Origin of the sequence: Stieleria sp., from assembly GCF_041595215.1 — a bacterium.
Lineage (GTDB): Bacteria > Planctomycetota > Planctomycetia > Pirellulales > Pirellulaceae > Stieleria > Stieleria magnilauensis.
On record NZ_JBFHKV010000290.1, the window covers coordinates 1 to 8,476 of the forward strand.

Genomic DNA, 8,476 nt, shown 5'->3' on the forward strand with positions numbered 1-8,476 from the left:
ATCGCAACCGAATTCGTCACCAGCGAGTTATTGACCAGTCATCGCGACCAGTTGATGGAGGCCCTCTCGGATCTCGGATTCGAAACATCCGACGTCAACATTTCATACGACGATCAATCGTCGACAGAATCGGATGGTCGTCAACCGACCGCCGAACATCGCTACCAATCAAAACCAGAAACAACGCAGACGCAGGGGAGCCGAGCATCGGTTTCCGGCGGCGGCGTCAACATCGTGGCATAAGGAGAGACAGATGGAAGGAATCACCTCGCAATCCGCTTCAATCGACTACTTTCAGTTGTTGACCGTCCAGCTTCAGCACCAGGATCCGGTGGATCCCGTTGACCAGGAGGGTTTGATCAATGACTTGACGCAGTTTTCCATTTTGGAAGGGATCGAAAACCTCAATGCGTCATTCAACCAATACATGCAGCTGCAGGAATTGACGCAGGGTGTCAACCTGATCGGCAAGTCCGTCGACTACCTCGATGAAGCATCGGGTTCGATCAAATCCGGTGTCGCGACCGACGTCTTCAATATCGATGACTCCATTCAGGTACTCGTCGATGGTCAGACCGTTTCCCTGGATCAAATCGCACGCGTGGCCGAGGCCGCGTAACAACCGGGACGGCTACCAAACCGGGAGGGCGAACCTCCCGCTGAACTCTCTCCCTTTTTCTCTCTTTCATTTCATTTCCATCCAAACATCTACCATCTTTAGGGGCAACCTATGTCTAGATCTTTGATGACCGGCATCACCGGACTTCGCACCCATCAACAAAAACTTGATGTCGTCGCCAATAACCTGGCCAACATGAACACGGTGGGGTTCAAATCTCAATCGGCCGTGTTCAGCGACTTGATGTACAACGTCGCTCGGGGAGCGTCGGCGGCCACCGAAGACAGCGGCGGCATCAATCCGCAAGCGATCGGAACGGGGGTGCAGACCGCACAGATCACGCGAAGCTTTACTCAGGGAACGTTGGAATCGACCTCGCAAATCTTTGACTTTGCGATTCAGGGCGAAGGCTTTTTTACGTTGGGCGGTCAAGCCAACGACAACGTTTACTCGCGTGCGGGAGCCTTCTCGCTGGATTCGAACGGTCGCCTGGTCGACCCGGCGACCGGTTTCTTGGTGCAGCGTATGGGGGATGTCGGCGAAGGGGCCGACGGCGGTGTCGCGTTCCAAGACATCGGCGAAAGCTACATCAACGTTCCGATCGGCGCGCCGATCGCCGGCGAAGCAAGCAGCATGGTGAACTTCACCGGCAACCTGCCGTCAAGTTCTTCGCCGCCGGTTGCCGAAGTGCTGCAGTCCTTCACCGGATTCTCCACGTCGTCCGGTGTGGCCGATGGAACCACGTTGCTGAATGATTTGACCATCAACACGACGGACTATGTCGCCGGTGACGTGATTGAGATCTCCGGGACGAATCCCGATGGGACGCCCTTTTCCGCGAACTTGAACGCGGAGACCGCTACGCTTCAAGATTTGGTCGACTCGCTCAACGGTGCGTTGACCGGCGCGACGGCTGCTCTGGCCGCCGACGGTACGCTTTCGGTCACTTCGGACACGACCGGCGAGGGGTTTCTCAGTCTGTTGCTTCGCGATGCCTCGGGCAACGTGGGCGGATCAAGTTTCTCTGCCAACTCGATGTTTCTCAGCACCCAGGGCAGCAACGGTGACACGTTTGAGTTGTCCATGGAAGTGTTTGACGTTCGAGGCGAAAGCCACCGGATCAATTTTGACTTTTTGAAAGAGTCCGCGAATACCTGGTCGGTCACCGCCGACATTCGTGCCGAGTCGGGGGTGTTGATCGACAACTCCGTACTGAATCTGACGTTTAACGAAGACGGCAGCTATGGTTTGGCTGGGCTGACCGGGGTGGGCGACGCGAACATCGAGATCCAATTCAATGGAATCACCGCACCGCAAGAGATCGCGTTGGATTTCTCCGGACTGAGCCATCTTGCGACGGATTTTTCGATCACTCAGATGCAAGACGGTATCCCGCCGGGGTCGCTGACGTCCGTCGCGGTCTCGACAACCGGCGAGCTGACGGGCTTGGCTTCCAACGGACGGGCGATTCCGCTTGCCCAACTCGCGATCGCCACGTTCAGCAATCCCAACGCACTCGACGCCGTGGGCAGCAACTATTTCAAGCAGTCGATGAGCAGCGGAGAAGCATCGCTGGGAAGCGGGATGTCCGGAAACCGAGGACAGATCATGGGAGGCCAGCTTGAGCGTTCCAATGTGGATATCGCCCAAGAGTTCACCCAATTGATCGTCGCCCAGCGCGGTTTCTCGGCCAACGCACGGACGATTACCGTGTCGGACGAAATGCTGGAAGAGCTGACCAACATCATCCGGTAACGTGAGCGTGCTTAGGCACGCTTCGGTTTGACACCATGGGGACGTCGATGACGCCAAGGGGCATTGAGCCGCTTGGCGTTTTTCGTTGCAACGGCTGCGTTTGCCGAGGTGTTAGCGGCAGGACGCAAGGCCTCCGGTTCCTCATCGTTACCCGAACACCGGAGGGCTCGCGCCCTGCCGCTAATAGTGCTTCGCAGAACACCGGAGGGCTCGCGCCCTGCCGCTAATAGTGCTTCACAGCGTTGCCTATCGGGGGCTTGTCCGCAGCTTACATGATGCCGCCGTGAGTCCGGATCGGAGTCAGGTGACTGGGCGAATCAAGGAACCAGAATCGTTCCCACTCGTCGATCACCGACCGCATGTCTTCGGAGGTGTAGAGCAACTGCTGGACGCGGCGTTCAGGACGCGGCGAATAGATCGGAAGAAAGCATCCGACGGAGCTGCTGACGCAGACGGCCAGCATGGTGAGTTGGAACAAGCGACGCATAGGACGTTCCTCCGTGAACGTTTTCAGTTGGGCCACGACCCCTGTGACGATCGATTAATCTTCGTCCCAGCGACCGGTAATCTTGTTGGACGGCGTGGTATCGGTTGGGGAAACCTGGGCACCGGCGTTCGCTTCGTCGACGTCACCTGACAGCTCGTCATGGTGAACGTCGAGTTCTGCGTCCTGAACCCTGACCTCCATGTACTTACCAGGCTTGAAGGTAACGACGTACTTTTCCGGTACGATCACCTCGTCGCCTGTCCGGGGATTGCGCGCACGGCGTGCAGCCCTCGGCTTGACTTCAAAGACGCCAAAATTCCTCAGCTCGATTCGACCCTCGCGGACAAGCGTCTCGATAATCGAATCAAAGGTCTTTTGGACGATCTTCTTCGTCTGTTGTTGCGTTAGGCCTACTTCGTCAGAAATCGTTCGGACGATGTCTTTCTTGGTCACTCCCGACTCCTGCTGGCTCTCCGCCGACCCAAAATACGCTTGAGGGCGAATGATGTAACCCTTTGCAAGCTTTCAACTTAAAGGCCGAAGCATAGGGATGCCGGAGTCGGTCGTCAAGCCAACGCCCCCATGTGATCGGGGGCGGATTTCTGGCAAAGCAGACCGCTCTTGGTATGAATGTCGGCATCTTCGCACCGGATTCTTGAAGCATTCCGCATAACCGGAAAAATTGTTGCGACTGGAGCTTCGTCGGGGCCGGTTGCCTGGCTGTCGTCGCCGGACGGCGGAGCATCCACGCTCTGGCGGGCGTGGATGCGGCAGCTGTTTGAGGATGAAAACGTGTGGTTCCCATTGAGGGCGGGAAGGTGCCGGTGCGTTTTCGGTAGAGAGCGGGGGGGCGGGCGGTCAGGCAAACCGACGTCAACCTTTTTCCCCCCACGATTCGCCCCTCGCCGTTGATGCCGCCGGCGAGCGGTCGCGAATGTGGTCGACGTCGCAGCAGTTACCGCAGAGCGCTATACAGGCTACGCTTGCTGGCTTTGGGGATCGCGATCGGTGTCGGCTGGACGTCAAACGGGATCATGGCGACATGATTCGCTGCGACGCCTTGGCGACCGGGAACACGTTTGGCGTGTGCCGCATTGAGGGCGCTGTATTGTTGCATCAGCCGACGAATTTCCGGCTCATACTGAAATCCACCGCCGGGCAATTCACGACCGAGTGATTCAAAGCTGCCGATGGTGACGACGGAGCGATCGCGGTCGTGGTACTGGTAGGCTTCCTCGCCCTGCTTGCGAAGTTCTTTGACCATCTTGTCCGCTTGACGGGCGAATTTGGCCATCCGCTCTTCGCTCGGCTTGAATTTGTCCTGGTTCTTGGCGCCAAGAATCGTTCCACAGGCGTTGAAGGTTCGGACCACGACGGTGAACTTGCCATCGGCTTCCAACAGGTTGTGGTCGGTGCCTTCGTTGAGTTGTTTGACGAATGAATCGACTTCGGGTTGTTGAAAGAACCCTTCGGGCAACAGCGGATTTCGGGTGACGAAGGCGGCGGCCATTGGATTGCGACCGCGGCCTTTACGCGATTTAAACAATTGCTCGCCGAACGCCTTGATCATCGATGCGGGAGATTCGGTGTTGTATTCGGCGGCGACATCGTCGGGATCGCGGAACACATCGAGGTCCGCCGACTTGAGGCGTTCAAGGTCCCGGTCGATGCTTTCGTGGTTGACCGAGTCGTATTCGCCGACCAAGACGGCATACGCCTGGTATTGGTGGGGGTTCGCATAGCGGGCCCGTCGGCCGGTCGCGTTGTCTTCGCCGGCGGTGCCGGTGAAATTGAATTCTTCTTTGTAGATGAACGCGGGCAATCGAAGCTCACTGCGGATTTCGACAGCGGTTCGTTGGGCACGGTCTTTGGCGTCTTCACCCACAAAAGTCGTTGCGAGCAAGAGCCAGGGTCCATCCTCTTCGGTCAGCACGAACGAGTCCGCTTCGTCGATCGGTTTTGATTTTCCGAACAGCCGCAACAAGCTCGGTGGGGCAGCCTGGGCTGGGGCGGCGGACAGCCCGGTGACAACGGCGGCGGTGCAAAACGCGGCAAACGAACGTCGGGAGGGACGCATCATCGGTTGGTTTCCCTGGATTATCGAGTCGATAGATCGTCAACTCGTCCCTAGGTAACAAATCCGATGTCGGGGGCGAAAGAGAGTTTTGCGGGAGAGGTGCATCACGCGCCGGTCGCTGACGCTTCCCGCTGGGGTGGTGGGATCAGCACGTGGCGTGAGCCAGTGGCGCGCGTGGGATGTCGGAGTGTCACGCGCCGGTCGCTGACGCTTCCCGCTGGAAACACGTCGCCGCGTCCGGTTCGGGCTACAGCTTCGGCACGGGGCGTTTGGGTGCTTTTTGGAGCATCCGTTTTTGATCGTCGCTGGCCGGCCGCGGGGGATTGTTGTTGTTGCCCGGGTTGCGTCGTGGCGGCGGCGACAGATCGGTAAAATCTTCGGTCCATGTCCATCCGATCGGCACTTCCAGCTCCTTCTTGGCGAGCAATTCCCACGGTGTTCCGGGGTGCTCCTTGACGACGGTCTCGAGCAGCATTTTGGCCGTTTCGGCTTCGCGTTTCCATTTGCTGCCGACGGTCACCTCGTCGCTCGGCTCGAGAATCCAGGTGTTGTTCTTTTCTTTTTCGAACGACATGCCCAATTTCGCTTTGGCCAACATGGCATTGTACGTTTCGGTGCGGACTTTCTGGGCCAGGACGCGTCCCATGGCGAGGTCGAAGCCGGCGCGCCAACGCGGACTCTCTTCGGACTCGCGGTACTTCATGCCCGGTTCCAGCGTCATCGCCATCCGTGCCAGGGGCTGCTCCAGTCGCGCTGCGTCTTGCTGTGCGCGGGTCAAGTCGCCCGACAGTCGGGCTTGGTCGGTTCCGATGAAACGCAGTCTTGGGCGGCTGATGCCGGTGACCGGTTTGAGTTGGGCCGCGGTGACCAGGGCGGTGCGCAAGGGGCTCGATTTGACTTTGGCGACGTAATCGCGCGGCGACAAATAGTCGGGGCGATAGCGAGACATCGCGGCCGGGTCAAAGAAGTACTCCATGTCCGAAGCGTACGCGGCCACGTCACGCTTGTTGACTCGGCGAGAAACGTTGCGATTGGGGTGGACGTTGAAGTAGATCCCACCGGTTTCATAGCTCAGACGCGTCAACGCGTAGGGGCCGAAGCCGCTGTCGATCGTCGGCTCTTCTTCGAAGTTGGCGGTGAACGGCAATTGGACGCGCTCGGGCAAAAACGACTCGGGGCCTTGGTCGACCGATGCCCATTGCGGGGATTGGTCGTACTTGGGATCGGGATCGATGTACTTGACCAACGTTTCGCGGCGTCCGAAGGGAGCCGGGACGCCGATGATGTGAACCGGCATACCGTATTTGCGGCAAATCTCGATCGTGTCTTCGACCTGCTGTTCGTCATCGCCACGTTCGTCGGTGACGACGATCAACAGCACGTTCCGCTGCGGTTCGTTGCCGCCGCGGCTAACGCGCAGCGACTTGTACTGTTCGGCGGCGCTTTTGACAGCGGTGAAGACGCGTTCCATGCCGGACGCGTCGGTTTCGATGTTGTCGACGATCTGTTTGATTTCGTCGACGTCTTCGGTAGGTGTCTCGGTGTAGAGCGTGATTTTTTCGCCGAACCCGATGACGGAATTGAGCAATTGGGCGTCGTGGTTCATGCCGCGTCGACGTTGCGCGGCCAGCTCTTTCTCGTCCTTGGCTTTGGCGTCAGCGATAATGCCCAACTCGTCATAGATCCGGTCGAATCGGTCGCGGATCTCTCTTCGTTGGCGGTGCAGCGATCCGCTTTGGTCGAACAGCCAGACGACCAATGTCGGACGCTCTTCCATCGATTGCAGGATTTCGAAGGTGAGACGATCGACGGCACCGGCCGCTCCGCTGGCGCCTTCGCCGACGGTGCCTTTGCGGTCGGTCAGGCGGTCCATGGGGGCCATCGGTTGGGAAAATATTCGGTTGACTTCGATGTCGCCCAAATCGCTTTTTTCAAGTTCGACAGGACTGGGGATCTCGGCGATTTCCGCGAACATTTCAGCCGACGCGTCCGCCATCTCGGCCTCGGCGGTGCTGTTGGCGCCGATCGCGATCTCCGGCATTTCGCTGAACACCACCTCTTCCACCAGGGGTTCGGATTCGGTTTCCACCGGAGGCGAAACGATCACGACCGCTTCTTCGTCTTTGAAAACGGCGCTGGGCGCGATCGCCAACGAGACGATGATCAAGATATGCACGGCCATGCTGCCAATCAGCGCCGCGGACTCGTCCGTCTGCAGAACCGGTTCTTCTTCCAGCTCCTCCTCGTCCCAGGCATCGACCTCTTCCAGATCCTGATCCCCCAGGTCCTGATCCCCCAGATCGACAGCGTCGACGGGACGCTCCGGAAACTCGGCCGAATCGGTGCTGGGAAATTCAGTGGTACTCATGCTAACATCCGATCCTGGAAAACTTGCAGAGAGGGGGTGAGCGAAGCACCGCAAAAGCGGGCCTGGCGAACGGGGAAAGCCTTGCCGTCGTGATCGCTGCCTAGACAGTGTCGCTGAGCTTTCACAAACTTTCAACGTAGAAACGACTTTGAGACCACCTGTTCACCTGAACTCTATTTAAACGAACGCTGATCTCGCACACTTTGTACCCAAAACGACCCTGGTGGGGGGGCAGAGTGTGCAATGCCCGGGATCGCTGGAAACGCCGGCTACGATAGGAATATTTGTGACGCAACGATTGATCGCGATCGGAGACATCCATGGTTGTCGCACCGCCCTGGAAACAGTGTTGGATGCGATTGATCCGACCGGCGAGGACATCATCGTCACGCTGGGCGACTACATCGATCGGGGACCGGATTCTCGCGGGGTGATCGACACCCTGATTCGACTCGCCGATCGTTCGCAGTTGGTCGGCGTGCTGGGCAACCACGAAGAAATGATGTTGGAGGTCCTGCATCACGGCGGATCGCACCACGCCTGGTTGAAATATGGCGGCGTGGAGACCTTGGAAAGCTATGGCTTCGACGGCGATCTTGATTTCTTGCCGCCTGAACACCAACAGTTTCTCGATTCGCTCGGCGATTTTTATGTCTCCGGTGACTTCTTCTTCACCCATGCCGCCTACGATCCCGAGTTGCCGTTGGAAGAGCAAGCGATCGAAATGCTGCGTTGGTATTCGCTGACCAATGGCATTCCGCCCCAACATCAAAGCGGCAAGACCGCGGTGGTCGGACACACCGCCAATCGAGACGGAGAGATTCTCGACTCGGGCCACCTGATTTGCTTGGACACCTATTGCTATGGCGGCGGTTGGTTGACGGCGATGGACGTCAACACCCGGCAGGTTTGGCAGGCAAATGAAAAGGGGGAGCTGCGGCAGTAAGCACGACCGCAGGAAGTGCTACCGACGACGACGCTGAAGGACCACGCCGCAGCTGGCGAGCATCAGCATCGTTGCTGCAGCGGGTTCCGGAATGGCGACCGCGCCCACCGTCACGACGCCCGGAGTGAAGCTGAAATCGATCTCGTCACCGGAGGCTTGTGCGAAGAATGAGTCCGGACGGACGCTCACGCCATATTGGTCACCCGCAGTTGCCGCCGCCGATG

General features: G+C 58.5%; 9 protein-coding genes. 4 read left to right on the plus strand and 5 right to left on the minus strand.

The genetic code is table 11. The annotated features are described in order from the left end of the window. The 3 genes from ABX749_RS13105 to ABX749_RS13115 all read left to right on the plus strand — a co-directional run. Positions 1-243 (plus strand): hypothetical protein (locus tag ABX749_RS13105; protein ID WP_372896380.1); only part of this gene is annotated, 243 nt, incomplete at its 5' end. A gap of 10 nt (positions 244-253) precedes the next feature. Next, complete coding sequence (locus ABX749_RS13110; RefSeq protein ID WP_372896381.1) at positions 254-619, plus strand: flagellar hook capping FlgD N-terminal domain-containing protein; 366 nt, start codon at positions 254-256, stop codon at positions 617-619. Between the two features lie 111 nt (positions 620-730). After that, the gene (locus ABX749_RS13115) at positions 731-2,374 is read left to right on the plus strand and encodes a flagellar hook protein FlgE (RefSeq protein ID WP_372896382.1); all 1,644 of its coding nucleotides are present in this window, start codon (positions 731-733) and stop codon (positions 2,372-2,374) included. A gap of 268 nt (positions 2,375-2,642) precedes the next feature. Here ABX749_RS13115 and ABX749_RS13120 read toward each other — a convergent pair whose 3' ends face one another. The 4 genes from ABX749_RS13120 to ABX749_RS13135 all read right to left on the minus strand — a co-directional run bounded on the left by ABX749_RS13120 (position 2,643) and on the right by ABX749_RS13135 (position 7,306). Further along, on the minus strand, positions 2,643-2,861 hold the full coding sequence (locus ABX749_RS13120) for a hypothetical protein (RefSeq protein WP_095740768.1): 219 nt from the start codon (positions 2,859-2,861) through the stop codon (positions 2,643-2,645). 54 nt (positions 2,862-2,915) lie between these two features. Then, complete coding sequence (locus ABX749_RS13125) at positions 2,916-3,314, minus strand: HU family DNA-binding protein (protein ID WP_145207644.1); 399 nt, start codon at positions 3,312-3,314, stop codon at positions 2,916-2,918. 502 nt (positions 3,315-3,816) lie between these two features. After that, positions 3,817-4,941 carry a hypothetical protein gene (locus ABX749_RS13130; protein ID WP_372896383.1) on the minus strand — a complete coding sequence of 375 codons (1,125 nt, stop codon included), beginning with the start codon at positions 4,939-4,941 and terminating at the stop codon, positions 3,817-3,819. Between the two features lie 244 nt (positions 4,942-5,185). Continuing rightward, the gene (locus ABX749_RS13135) at positions 5,186-7,306 is read right to left on the minus strand and encodes a vWA domain-containing protein (RefSeq protein ID WP_372896384.1); all 2,121 of its coding nucleotides are present in this window, start codon (positions 7,304-7,306) and stop codon (positions 5,186-5,188) included. Positions 7,307-7,592: 286 nt separating this feature from the next. Here ABX749_RS13135 and ABX749_RS13140 point away from each other — a divergent pair, with 286 nt between their 5' ends. After that, entirely contained in the window at positions 7,593-8,252 is a 660-nt protein-coding gene (locus tag ABX749_RS13140; protein ID WP_145207646.1) for a metallophosphoesterase family protein, read from the plus strand. A gap of 18 nt (positions 8,253-8,270) precedes the next feature. On the opposite strand, the gene ABX749_RS13145 is transcribed toward ABX749_RS13140, so the two are convergent. Then, positions 8,271-8,476: hypothetical protein (locus ABX749_RS13145; RefSeq protein ID WP_372896385.1), on the minus strand; the 206-nt coding region annotated here is incomplete at its 5' end.

Excerpts from the sequence above, each read along its gene's own strand:
- ABX749_RS13110 (WP_372896381.1), top strand. The coding sequence starts at position 254 with ATGGAAGGAATCACCTCGCAATCCGCTTCAATCGACTACTTTCAGTTG.
- ABX749_RS13115 (WP_372896382.1), top strand. The coding sequence starts at position 731 with ATGTCTAGATCTTTGATGACCGGCATCACCGGACTTCGCACCCATCAA.
- ABX749_RS13120 (WP_095740768.1), bottom strand. The coding sequence starts at position 2,861 with ATGCGTCGCTTGTTCCAACTCACCATGCTGGCCGTCTGCGTCAGCAGC.
- ABX749_RS13130 (WP_372896383.1), bottom strand. The coding sequence starts at position 4,941 with ATGATGCGTCCCTCCCGACGTTCGTTTGCCGCGTTTTGCACCGCCGCC.
- ABX749_RS13135 (WP_372896384.1), bottom strand. The coding sequence starts at position 7,306 with ATGAGTACCACTGAATTTCCCAGCACCGATTCGGCCGAGTTTCCGGAG.